This is a genomic window from uncultured Demequina sp., from assembly GCF_913055775.1.
In the GTDB taxonomy this organism is placed as follows: domain Bacteria; phylum Actinomycetota; class Actinomycetes; order Actinomycetales; family Demequinaceae; genus Demequina.
This window is the reverse complement of the sequence record NZ_CAJXJX010000089.1, coordinates 1-11,492: the sequence shown is the minus strand read 5'-3', so window position 1 is coordinate 11,492 and position 11,492 is coordinate 1. Positions and strand designations below refer to the sequence as shown.

Genomic DNA, 11,492 nt, shown 5'->3' with positions numbered 1-11,492 from the left:
CGACGCCCTCGCCGCCGCGACCGCGGCCCGATCGCGTCGCGCGCCGCATCGACAGCGGCGCCGAACCGCGGAACCGGTGGCCGATGCCATTCTCCAGGAACAGCAGCGGCAGGCCCGCCGTGAGCAGCGCGACCAGGTACGGGATCATGAACGCGCCGCCACCGTTGTCGAAGGCCTCGCCCGGGAAGCGCCAGATGTTGCCCAGACCCACCGCGGAGCCGATCGCCGCGAGGATGAAGGCCGTCTGACCGCTCCAGTGCTCGCGCTTGCCCGCCTTCGGGGCTGGTGCGGGCGATGCGGTCATGGTGATCCTGTCCAGTCGCGGACGCGGGGAGCGCTCTCTGCCGCCACGCTACCGCCGTACGAGGGCCGATGCGCGGGCAACGGCCGCGCCGCACGTCGCCGTCGCGCGGGGCTCACGCGTACGACGACGGTTCGCATAGAATCCATCCATGCCCGACGGCCATAGTCCCGAGCGCCGGCCCGCCGCCTGCCCCCAGGCCACCGCGAGCGTCCCGGCGCCTGCCCCCGCCACGCGCCACCGCATCGGCTTGGCGACTCGCCACCTCACAGGCGTCCTGTCATGACCCAGGCCTGGCTCCTGCTGCTCCTCGCCGTGCTGCTGATCGGCGCCAACGCGCTGTTCGTCGCCGCGGAGTTCGCGTTCGTGACGGTCGACCGGCCCACCGTGGACAAGGCCGCGAAGGGCGGCGACAAGCGCGCCGCATCGCTGCAGGCGGGCCTGAGGAAGCTCTCGACGGAGCTGTCCGGCGCGCAGCTGGGCATCACCGTGACGTCGCTGCTCGTCGGCTTCATCGCGGAGCCGTCGATCGCGACGCTGCTGCGCGCCCCGCTCGAGGCGGCGAGCATGCCCGAGGGCACCGCGCTCGCCGTGTCGTTCACGGCGGCCTTCATCATCGCCACCGCGACCCAGATGATCTTCGGCGAACTGGTGCCCAAGAACTGGGCGATCGCGGAGCCGCTGCGCGTGGGTCGTGCCGTCGCGGGCGCCCAGCGCGGCTTCACCTGGTTCGCGGGGCCGCTGATCCGGTTCCTCAATGGCTCGGCGAATTGGCTGATCCGCCGCCTGGGCATCGAGCCGGTCGAGGAGCTCGCGTCCGCCCGTTCCGCGCAGGAGCTCGAGTCGCTCGCGGTCCGCTCGGCGGCGCAGGGCACGCTCGAGCCGCGGGTCGCGACCCGGCTCGCGCGCGCGGCGGAAATGCGGGAGCGCACCGCCTCGGACGCGATGACGCCGCGCACGCGCGTCACCTTCGTCGAGGCCGATGACACGGTCGCCGACGTCCTCGCGCTCGCCTCCCGCACCGGCCACGCGCGCTTCCCCGTGATGGGCGAGAGCGTGGACGAGATAGTGGGCGTCGCGCACTTCAAGAAGGCCCTCGCGGTGCCGGCGCGCCAGCGCAAGAGCACGCCCATTTCCGAGGTGTGCCTGCCCATCGAGTCCGTGCCGTCCACGATGCCGCTCTCGGCGGTGCTGGACGCGTTGCGGCGGGGCTCGCAGGTCGCGGTCGTGGTCGACGAGTACGGCGGCACCGACGGCATCGTGACGCTCGAGGACCTGGTCGAGGAGATCGTGGGCGAGATCGAGGACGAGCAGGACCTGCCCGTCGCGCGCCACCGCCTCATCGGCGAGGGCAAGTGGTCGCTGTCCGGCCTGCTGCGGCCCGACGAGGCGGGCGACATCATGGGCCTGGACCTGCCCGAGGCGCGCGAGTCGGACACGCTCGGAGGCCTGCTCACGGAGCACCTCGAGCGGTTCCCGGTGCTGGGCGACCAGGCGGTGCTCGACGCGAAGGACGAGGCCCACCGCGACGAGGACGACATCCCCACGCCCGTCCAGGTGCGCATCACCGTGACCCGCCTCGACGGCCACCGCGTGGACCGGGTGATGGTCGAGCAGATGGAGCCCGCCGAGGACGAGGGCGACGACGAGCCGCGCGGCCGTCGCGACCGAAAGGAGGGCGACGATGTCTGACTACGTCGCCATGCTGATCGCGGTCGCGCTGCTGATCGGCAACGCGTTCTTCGTGGGCGCCGAGTTCGCCCTGGTCTCCGCGCGGCGGACGCAGATCGAGCCGCGCGCCGCCGAGGGATCCTGGTCCGCCCGCATCACCGTGCGCGCCATGGAGCGGGTGTCGCTCATGATGGCCGGCGCGCAGCTGGGGATCACGATGTGCTCGCTGGGACTCGGTGCGATCGGCGAGCCGGCCGTGGCGCACCAGCTCGAGAAGCCCCTCGCCGCGATCGGCATCGAGGGCGCGTGGCTGCACGGCATCGCGTTCGGCATCGCGCTGGCTATCGTCGTGTTCCTGCACATGGTGCTGGGCGAGATGGTGCCCAAGAACATCGCCCTCGCCGGCCCCGAGCGGTCCGCGATGCTGCTGGGTCCCGCGCTGTACGGCATCGTGACCGTGCTGAAGCCGGTGATCTGGGCGCTGAACTGGATCGCGAACGCGGTCCTGCGGCTGCTCAAGGTGGACCCCAAGGAGGAGGTCGAGAGCGCCTTTGACGCGGACCAGGTGGCGGCCTTCGTCGCCGAGTCCCGCGAGGAGGGACTGCTCGACGACGAGGAGCACCGGGTCCTCGAGGGCTCGCTCACGCTGTCCTTCGAGTCCGTCGAGACCGTGCTCACGCCGCGCGAGGAGCTCGTCACGCTGCCCGTCGACGTGACTCCCCAGCGCGCGCAGAAGGAGTGCCTCAAGACGGGCTTCTCGCGCTTCCCGCTCGTCGATGCGGCTGGCGAGTTCGTGGGCTACCTGCACCTCAAGGACTTCGTCGAGGTGCCGCGCGGCACGGCGACGCAGCCCATCCCCGCCGAGGCGATCCGCCCCCTCACCTTCATCGACGCCGACGCCTCTCTCGAGGGCGCGCTGGGCGCGATGCAGGCGCGCGGCACGCATATCGCGCTCGTCAAGGACGAGAACAACGTGGTGACCGGCGCCGCGATGCTCGAGGATGTCATCGAGCGCCTCGTGGGCGAGGTCGTGGACGCGGGCCAGCTCGTCGACGCCGAGTAGCGCCACCAGCCGGCAGCCGCGTCCGGCCCGACGGCCACGTCTCACCTCTCGGGCAGGTCTCGCCGCACGCGCACTGCTCACCCCACCTGCACCTCTCACCCCACATGCTCGGCTCACGCCACGGGCGCGCAAGCACCGCAGCGCTCCCAGTCGTCCATGTCGCCGCTCGCGCGTCGGGATTCCTCGGCCCACGCTCGAACCATCGCCTCATCCTCCGCTGTGACCCGTGGCCACACCGGTTGCAGCGGGTCGGGTGGATCACCCGAACCGATCTCGCCAATGTCGATCGCCGCGAGCCCTCCATCAACGGGCCGTCGCTGCGGGTCGATGGTCGCGGGCGGTACGAACCGCACCCGTCTCGAGTCCGCCTCGATCCCCCACCCCTGCCGATGGATGTCGTGATGACATCTGGTGCAGAGCATCACCCCATTCGCCAGGTCCGAGGTTCCGCCGTCGCGCTGCCACCATCGAATGTGGTGCGCCTCGCAATGCTCGGGAGGCGCATGGCACTTGGCGCACCCGCCATCCCGCTCCAGCAGGGCCATGCGCTGAGCCGGTGTGAAGAAGCGCTGCGTCCTGCCCAGGTCGAGCACCTCGCTGTCTCCACCGAGCACCTCGGGAATGTAGCCGGCGTCCCCGGTCAGCCGGCGCAGCTCCCCAGCCGAGACCGGCGCATCGATCCCGTCGATGCGCCCCAGTCCCTTTCCTGACATCAACGGCCCCTGGTCCATGCGCACCACGAGCGCCGTGCGCACGCCCGAACGCTCGGCATCCCGGCATCCCAGCGCGTGCCGCGCCAACTCGAACAGCGCGTCCGCGCGCATCTGCCCCACAGTCCGGGTGTCCCGCTCCTGCGGGTCCTGGTCGCGACGCGCGCGGTACTGCTGGGTCACCATCTGCTCCAGCACAGTTCGGATGGGAGCAGCCGTGACGGCGTCGAGCTTTCCGCTGAACGTCACGACGCCCGTGTGGTCCTCGGTCCACGCCAGGTACCGGTCGTCGTAGTTGCGCTTCTCGCGCGCCTCATGCCCCGCCTAATCCGCGCGAGCAACGGCGCGCGCGACCATCTTGCGGACCTCGTGAGCGGCCAGCGTCTTCGCCTTGGCGACCAGCCGCCGCTCCGTCTCCTGGAGATCAGCCGCCGCGACCTTGTCCTCAACCGAGTTCAGCCCGCTCACGATGAGCCCCGCCGCATCCACCGACAGGTCGCCCGCGAGCGACGCCTCGGCGACCACCGGGTACTTGGGCGCGGGAGGTGCTGCGGCGCCCGAGAGATCGAGCGCATCGGCGCCTTCCCCCATGGCCGGAGGCTTGGGCACAAACGCGCCACCGGCATCGATGGACCGGCGCGCCCCAGGAACCGTTCCACCGCGCACCTTGGAGATCATCTTCCCGGCATTCCCGAAGCCCTCGCCGCGAGCCAGGTCACCACCCGGCGCATCCGGCCCCGAGCGCCGAGCGATCTCGCCCGCGAACCGGGACGCGAGCGCCCCCACCACGCGCTCGAGGCGCGCGACGGCCTCGTGAGCCTCGAGCAGCTCACCCTTGCTCGCTCCCGAGACATCACGGCGGGCGAGCTCGCGCACAGCGTCGCTCACTCGCTCGATCTCCGTGGTCTCGATCACCATGAGACCATCACATCAGAGGGGTCTGACATCGCTCCTGAACACGGATATAGCAGGCACGACGGACAACAAGCGGGCGCACTCCCCTACTTCCGCACCGCCGCCACCCACGCACGCACCTGCGTCCTCGCGGCATCAACCGCAGCCCGCCGCGCGCGCAGCTGATCGGCATCCACCCCGGGCTGAGTCGACGTCTCGTCGTCCACCGCAGACACCAGCGCGCGCACAGCGGCGAGACCATGCGCCGCACGCCCCGCCCGAGCCTCCGACGGCGCCGTCTCCTCGAGCTCGTGCAGCGTGCGGTCCAGCGTCAGAATCCGCGGCTTGGCGGCCTGCCACGTCGAGGCCGCCTCGGCACCGCTGGACTTTCCCAGGATCTGCGGCACGAGCGAATCCTCGAACCACGACAGCTCGCCCGCGGCAGCGCTCACGGCCCTGTCCCACCGACGTCGCTTTGCCGCCACCACCCACCACCAGATGATCAGCCCCAGCACCGGAATCGCCAGCAGCAGCCACGGCCACCAGGTGAGGCCGTCCTCGGAGGCCTCCCCCGCATCGGCCGTCGCCGTGGGCTCCGGCGACGCGTCCGGGGCCGGAGAGGTCTCCTCCGGCTCCGGCGCCTCCGTCACGGTCTCCGTGGGCGCTGGCCCGGGATCCTCGGTGACGGTCTCGGTAGGCGCCGGATCCGGGTCGCTCGACGGCCGCGACGGCAGGCTGATGTCGGGCAGCCGCGACGGATCGATGTCCGGCAGCTGGTCGCACGCGGCGACCCCAGTCACGAGCGCGGCCGCGAGGGCCAGGGTCAGGGCGGACCGAACGGGTGTCCTCACGAGCACTCCTCCATGGGGCGACGGTGGCGTCCTCGCGAGCCTAACCGAGGGCGCTCCCCTGGCACAGGGCCGATGCGCGGGTCGGGTACCGCGCGCCCGCACCGCCACGCGCGCAACGCGCGACCGCACCGCCGGTCGCGCTAGGCCACGGGGTCCGAAGCCGCCGCCTCTTCCACCGCGTAGCTGGAACGCACAGGGATGTCGCGCACCGCATCGGCCGTCCGCACTGAGAGAGCGACGATCATCTGCGTCGGATTGCAGTGCCCCGCCGTAGGGAACACGGAACTGCCCGCGCAGTAGAGCCCCGCGACGCCATGCACCTGGCCATACGTGTCCACGACCCCGTCCTCGGGCCCCGCGGACATGCGCGTGGTGCCCGTCGGGTGGGCGACGTCCACCCACGTGTCGGGAAGCGGATCTCCGGCCTCGACCCACGGCTCGAGCTGCGGCGCCGGGAACCCCATCCGCGCGATCTCGGAGGCATACAGGTGGGCGACGCGGCGCACCGTCGCGGCCTCGTCCGGGTGCGAGCGCCATTCCACGCGCGGCAGCCGCTGACCGAACTGATCGCGCACGTCGCTGAGCGTGACCCGGCTGTCGGGGTCGGGCACCTGCTCGATCATGACCAGCACCTCGAGCTCATCGAGCTTGCGGTTGGTGGCGATCCCGCGCTGGAGGTAGTCGCGCATGCCGCGCACCAGGAGCCCGGCGCCCTTGACCAGGTTCTTCAGGTGCTTGCCCCGGCTGCCGACGCCACGAGCGAAGTGCCGCATCGCCTGCCAGGGATCGTCCGCCGCGGGGTGCTCCTTGAACCACACCGACGCATTCAGCAGGTGCTCGGAGCGCTGCAGGTCCGGGCTGAGCCGCATGCCCGCGGAGAACATCGAGTCCTGCGCGGTGTGGCGCCCCATGACGCGGCGCATCGGCCATGCCTTCTTGACGTCGAACGTGCCCACGCGCCCGCGCAGGTGGTCCATGAGGTACCGGCCCACGTGGTCGCTCCCCTCGCCCAGGACGCGGGGATCCGTCTCAGCCGATGCGAGCATCAGTCGCGCGTTCTCGATGCCTCCCGTAGCGAGCACGACGGCGGACGTCTCGATCTCGTGGACGGTGCCGTCGGGCGCGGCGAAGGCGACGGCACGCACGGCGCTGCCGTCCGCGGTGAGCTCGACGCGCAGCGCGGTCGCGCCGGTGATCAGGGTCTGCTGGGGACCCAGGTGGTCGACCACGTGCCGGCCAAAGCGCATCATCTCGAAGCGGTAGCGCTCCTTCGGGTCGCGGCTGAACTGCCAGTAGAACGGCAGGAGCAGCGCGGGATCCGGCAGCACCGCGAGCTTCGCGGCGGGCGCCAGGTCCCAGAACCTCTCGTCGCTGTACTCCTCGGTGACCGCCAGGCCCAGGTGCGGCGCGGCGCGCGTGAGGTACGGGGTGAGGTCGTCGCGATCTAGCGGCCAGCCGGACATGGGCACCCAGTCGCGCTTCTCGTAGTCGATCGCGTCGAACGGGGCGACGCGGCCGTCCCACGTGTCGGAGCTGCCGCCCACCACGCGGTTGCGCACCCAGGACTGGACCGGGACGCGCGGGCGGCCCACGTTCTCGATGTCGTTCAGGTGGTCGGCGTCCTCGCGGCGCTGGAAGCCGCCGCTGTCGAGGATCGTGACGCGCTGAGGGCCGTCGGCGAGCTCCGCGGCCACCGTCGCGCCGGCCGGGCCGGTGCCGATGATCACGACGTCGCATGGCGACAGCGCGGCGGGCGTCGACGCGCGCCCGGGCTCAGCGTAGAGATCGACGACCGGCATGGCACCCCCCAGCACAGCGACGTCGGGGAGCGCGGTTGCCCCCCGGCCTCGCACCTCATCGGCGGTCGAGACGGTGACTCAGCCGATACCCGGGGAACCTAGCACACGCCAGTTTCGCTCAGATGTCGGGGACGTGGGCGACGGGCCGATGCGCGGGGCCCGTTCGTGCCGCCGCGCACTATCGCGCGGGGGTCAGGTTGCGGCGGAGAGCCGCTCCACCCCGTCAAGGATCAGCTCGACGCCCACCTCGAAGGAGGCGCCAAAGGAGTAGCCCGGCTGCATCGCGTGCTCGGCGGCGAAGCGCAGCAGGTTCGGGAACTCCTCGGGGTCGAGCAGGGCTTCGAGGCCCTCGGCGACCTCCTCAGCGTGCGCCTGGTCCTCCCCCGAGTCCGCGCTCAGGTAGGCCTCCTGCATCGCGAAGCCGTAGACGAACGAGTCCAGCAGCGCGTACGCGTGCGCGATCAGCGGCAGCGGCAGCCCGCCGCGAGTAAGCGCCGCGAGCGTTGCCTCGTGGTGGCGCAGCAGTTCTGGTCCAGGATTGGAGCGCGACTCCAGGAGCGGGATCGCCCACGGGTGGCGCACGAGCGCGGCGCGCGCGGACTCACACCGGCGCCAGATCGCCTCGCGCCACTCGAGTTCAGCGCTGGCGGGCTCCATCTCCGCGATGACCTGGTCCACCATGCCGTCGAGCAGCGCCTCCTTGCTGTCCACGTGCCGGTACAGCGACATGGGCTTCGCCCCCAGTTCGGTGGCCAGCGAGCGGATGGTCAGGCTGTCCAATCCGTCGCGATCCGCAAGCAGCACGCCCGTACTCAACACGAGCTCCCGGGACAGTTTGGTCCTGGTAGATCGCGTCTTTGTCGCCTGGGCCTGGGTGGTCATCTGAAGATTCCTCGCTCCATCTGTTGACAGTGGGTACTTAGTACGCTTAGTCTCAACACTATCAGGCGTACTTAGTACGCAGAACATCGACACACCAGGGGAGCGACCACCATGAACGACACCTCACCCGGCGGCACCGCACCCACGACCGGCGCCGCCCAGCTGCGCCTCGTGGTCCACGCCGAGGACCTCAACGCCGCCCTCGCCTTCTACCGCGACGCGCTGGGCCTCGCCCCCGAGCTCGACCTCTCCACCGACACCGACGCAGGCGAGGCCCGCGTCGTGGTCCTGGACGCCGGCCGCGCGACGCTCGAGCTCATCAACACCCCGCAGCGCGACCTCATCGACCAGCTCGAGGTGGGACGCCCGGTCTCTCGCGAGATTCGGGTCGCCCTCGAGGTCGCCGATGCGGACGTCGCCACCGAGCACGCCGTCGCCTCGGGCGCCTCGCAGGTCGCCCCTCCCACCCGCACCCCCTGGGGCTCGCTGAACGCGCGGCTCGAGGGGCCCGCGGGGCTCCCGCTCACCCTCTTCCAGCAGATCGACCCCGAGTAACCCCACCTCTCACCACCCCATTCAGGAGACACACCATGCGCGCCACCGACACCACCCCCAGCACCAGCACCACCGACACCGCCATCCCCGCCACCATGACCGCCGCGCTGCACCGCCGCTTCGGCGACGCCGCTACGGCAGTCGAGGTCTCAGAGGCCCCCGTCCCCTCCCCCACCGCCGGCCAGGTGCTGGTGAAGGTCGAGGCCGCGGGCATCGCGATCGGCGACTGGCTGACCATGAAGGGCCAGCCCTACATCGCCCGGCCCGCGTACGGCTTCACCAGCCCCAAGCTGCCCGTCCTGGGCAACGAGATCGCGGGCACCGTCGTCGCGGTCGGCGAGGACATGCCGGCCGATGCGCCCGTGGTGGGCGATCGCGTGCTCGGCTTCTCGCAGGGAGCCTTCGCCGGCTACGCCGTCACTAAGGCCGAGCACCTGGTCCGCACCCCGGACTCGCTAAGCACGGTCGACGCCGCCGCGCTGCCTGTCTCGGGCCTCACCGCCTACCGCGCCGTGGTCGACGAGGGCGCCACCCAGCCCGGCGACCGCGTCCTCGTCCTCGGCGCCTCGGGCGCCGTCGGCACCTTCGCCGTCCAGATCGCCAAGGCGCACGGAGCGCACGTGACGGCCGTCGCATCGGCCCGCAATACGGAACTCGTCACGCGCCTGGGTGCCGACCGCGTGGTCGACTACACCACCGAGGACGTCGAGGACCTGGGCGAGACCTGGGACGTCGTGATCGACCTCGCCGGCAATCGCTCGCTGCGCACCCTCCGCCGCGTGATGACGGAGCGCGGTCGTCTGGTCATCGTCGGTGGCTCGGGCGGGCGCGTCACGATGGGCTTCGGCCGGACCATCCGCGCCATGCTGCTCAATTCCTTCGTGAAGCAGCAGCTCATCATGCTGGTAGCGGGCTCGGGCCAGGAGGGCCTCGCCGCGGTGCGCGACCTGGTCGCGGCCGGCACGGTCACGCCCGTCATCGACCGCACCTTCCCGCTCGCGCGAATCGCGGATGCGATGGAGCACATCGGCAGCCGTCACACGCAGGGCAAGTCCGTCATCGTCGTCGGCGACTGACGCCGCCCGCCACCACGTCATCCCAGGAGAGAGCCCATGAATGCCACCGCTACCGCCCGCTCGCTGAAGCGCATGAGCCGCGCCACCGGCGAGCTCTACGCCGCGATCTTCCTGCTCGCGCCGCTGGGCTTCCTGATCGGCAAGATGCCGGTCACGGATCCCGGCGACGCGGCCTCCACCACCGCCGCGCTGCTCGAGAACGAGACGCTGTTCCGGCTCGGCATGCTCGCCGAGGCAGGCGTGGTGGTCATCGAGCTGATCCTTGCGGCGCTGCTCTACTCGCTGTTCCGCCCGGTCAGCCGGTCGCTCGCGCTGGGCGCTGCTCTCACCCGCGCGGCCGAGGCCACCATCCAGGCCGTGAACCTGATCCTCAGCTTCGTCGCGCTGTCCGCCGCGACGGGTGCCGGGGTCTACGCGGATGTCCCGGATGCGACCCGCGAGACCGTGGTCGCCGCTTCCATGGATGCCTACGAGTCCGGAGTCCTCATCTGGGGCATCCCCTTCGCGCTGCACGTGCTGTTCCTGGGCCTGCTCGTGGTCCGCTCGGGGCTGGTGCCGCGGTGGATCGGCTGGCTGCTGATCGCGGCATCGGGCGGCTACTTCCTCGACTCGCTCGCACCCATGGTGCTGCCCGGTGCGTCCGGTGTCGCCGAAGTTCTCGTCATGGCGCTCGCCATCCCGGCCGAGCTGTCCTTCGTGGTCTGGATGATCGTCAAGGGCGTGCGGGCGGAGCGGTGGCGCGAGCTCGCACAGGGGGCCGATGCGCCGGTCACGGACGCTGCCGACTCACCTGCCGCTTCCCCCCGCTGACACACGCTCCGCAGGCAACAGGCCCCGCGCATCGGCCGATGCGCGGGGTCCGTTCGCGCGTGAGCGCGACCGGGCGCGTCGTGTGGAAGGTGCCACACCAGAGGGCGCAAATTGCCTGGTTGAGGATAGGTTCGTGGCAGTTGTCCGATCCACGCCGCGACCAGCCGAGGAGCATTCTTGTCCTACGAGCACCACGGCCCGGACCGAGGACGCACCCCCGGACTTCCGCCCGCCGGATGGCTGCCGGATCCGGCCGTCACCGAGCTCGAGCGGTACTGGGATGGGGCGCGGTGGACGCGTCGCACGCGCAACCGCCACACGCGAATCGAGACCGGTGTGATGTCCACGCTGGTGGCGGAACCGCCGCGCCGCGAGCAGCGCGTGCGCCGGGCCGGCAGGGCTCATTGGGGTCGCAGGTTCGTGATCGCCCTCGCGGTCATCATCGTCGGGGTCTACGCCTACCAGTGGGCGCTCGCGGGCAGCTATCTGCCGTACTGGGCCACCCCGGCGGGCATCAGGGCCGCGTCGGGCCCGCCCCAGGCGCCTGACGTGGACTACGCGACGTTCGGGTCGACCGAGCTTGTCACCTACCTCGAGGCCAGCATGATCGCTCAGGAGGAGCGCATCGACGTCACGTATTGGGCTCCGGGCGGGGACGTCAACGACGTGCGGGACGCGTTTAGCGAGGCCGCGTCGCAGAGCCCCTACCTGTATGTGGCTGGCTTCCGGTACGCATCGTCGCCGTCGACGGTGTGGCTGGAGCCCGACTACGCGTACGACGCCGCGGAGGCCGAGCGCCGCCGCGTCGAGGTGAAGGCGCCGGGCATCATCCCGCGCAAGTCGGTGCACGAGCCGATGCAGACCGGCCTCAAGGCGCTCG

11 protein-coding genes and 2 pseudogenes are annotated in these 11,492 nt (G+C 71.3%); 6 read left to right on the top strand and 7 right to left on the bottom strand.

The features are described from left to right. Positions 1 to 304: pseudogene (locus tag QZ483_RS09710) on the bottom strand (sodium-dependent transporter); the annotation flags it as partial. 279 nt (positions 305 to 583) lie between these two features. Here QZ483_RS09710 and QZ483_RS09705 point away from each other — a divergent pair. Further along, a complete protein-coding gene (locus QZ483_RS09705) occupies positions 584 to 1,993 on the top strand; it encodes a hemolysin family protein (protein ID WP_297083410.1) in 1,410 nt (469 codons plus the stop codon). Beyond that, a complete protein-coding gene (locus tag QZ483_RS09700; RefSeq protein ID WP_297083407.1) occupies positions 1,986 to 3,035 on the top strand; it encodes a hemolysin family protein in 1,050 nt (349 codons plus the stop codon). Before QZ483_RS09705 ends, QZ483_RS09700 begins: the two co-directional genes overlap by 8 nt. Positions 3,036 to 3,148: 113 nt before the next feature. Here the strand turns inward: QZ483_RS09700 and QZ483_RS09695 are convergent, their stop codons facing one another. The 6 genes and pseudogenes from QZ483_RS09695 to QZ483_RS09670 form a co-directional block, all read right to left on the bottom strand. Beyond that, positions 3,149 to 3,580, bottom strand: a complete 432-nt coding sequence (locus tag QZ483_RS09695) for an HNH endonuclease (RefSeq protein WP_297083412.1) — start codon at positions 3,578 to 3,580, stop codon at positions 3,149 to 3,151. After that, a pseudogene (locus QZ483_RS09690) lies at positions 3,572 to 4,042 on the bottom strand (DUF222 domain-containing protein); the annotation flags it as partial. The pseudogene QZ483_RS09690 and the gene QZ483_RS09695, both read right to left, overlap by 9 nt. A 27-nt stretch (positions 4,043 to 4,069) precedes the next feature. Then, positions 4,070 to 4,663, bottom strand: coding sequence for a DUF222 domain-containing protein (locus tag QZ483_RS09685; protein WP_297083406.1), 594 nt, complete (start codon positions 4,661 to 4,663; stop codon positions 4,070 to 4,072). 83 nt (positions 4,664 to 4,746) lie between these two features. Further along, positions 4,747 to 5,490 (bottom strand): hypothetical protein, encoded by a 744-nt coding sequence (locus QZ483_RS09680; RefSeq protein WP_297083403.1) that lies wholly within the window; start codon positions 5,488 to 5,490, stop codon positions 4,747 to 4,749. 140 nt (positions 5,491 to 5,630) lie between these two features. Continuing rightward, complete coding sequence (locus tag QZ483_RS09675; RefSeq protein ID WP_297083401.1) at positions 5,631 to 7,289, bottom strand: GMC oxidoreductase; 1,659 nt, start codon at positions 7,287 to 7,289, stop codon at positions 5,631 to 5,633. 192 nt (positions 7,290 to 7,481) lie between these two features. Then, on the bottom strand, positions 7,482 to 8,093 hold the full coding sequence (locus QZ483_RS09670) for a TetR/AcrR family transcriptional regulator (RefSeq protein ID WP_297083399.1): 612 nt from the start codon (positions 8,091 to 8,093) through the stop codon (positions 7,482 to 7,484). A 189-nt stretch (positions 8,094 to 8,282) separates the two neighbouring features. Here QZ483_RS09670 and QZ483_RS09665 point away from each other — a divergent pair, with 189 nt between their 5' ends. The 4 genes from QZ483_RS09665 to QZ483_RS09650 form a co-directional block, all read left to right on the top strand. After that, a complete protein-coding gene (locus QZ483_RS09665; RefSeq protein WP_297083392.1) occupies positions 8,283 to 8,726 on the top strand; it encodes a glyoxalase/bleomycin resistance/extradiol dioxygenase family protein in 444 nt (147 codons plus the stop codon). Positions 8,727 to 8,761: 35 nt separating this feature from the next. Next, a complete protein-coding gene (locus QZ483_RS09660; protein ID WP_297083390.1) occupies positions 8,762 to 9,802 on the top strand; it encodes an NAD(P)-dependent alcohol dehydrogenase in 1,041 nt (346 codons plus the stop codon). A 36-nt stretch (positions 9,803 to 9,838) separates the two neighbouring features. Beyond that, entirely contained in the window at positions 9,839 to 10,612 is a 774-nt protein-coding gene (locus QZ483_RS09655) for a DUF4386 domain-containing protein (RefSeq protein ID WP_297083383.1), read from the top strand. A gap of 177 nt (positions 10,613 to 10,789) precedes the next feature. After that, a partial coding sequence (locus tag QZ483_RS09650) for a DUF2510 domain-containing protein (RefSeq protein WP_297083379.1) occupies positions 10,790 to 11,492 on the top strand: 703 nt, incomplete at its 3' end.